Annotated in this window: 1 protein-coding gene; it reads left to right on the forward strand. The window is 36.5% G+C overall.

Annotated features, from left to right (window positions below):
• A partial coding sequence (locus ACT9TX_RS18555; protein WP_481340633.1) for a hypothetical protein occupies positions 1 to 208 on the forward strand: 208 nt, incomplete at both ends.

Below are 208 nucleotides of genomic sequence, written 5' to 3' on the forward strand. Positions count from 1 at the left end.
GCTTGTGTTCGTGTCTACAAAAAAGAATTAGGCACTGATAAAAATGCAATTATCCGATTCGATTCTACCATTGTTGCCTTATCAACCAAGCTATTAAATGTCGGTTATCAGTTAAAAGGTGGAGATGCAGATAATTATCGTCAACTGAAGTTTACCGTTGGCTATGCCGATATTCCAGAGATAGTTCATTTTTATACAGACCAAACAC

This window comes from Parasediminibacterium sp. HNIBRBA5674, from assembly GCF_056745525.1.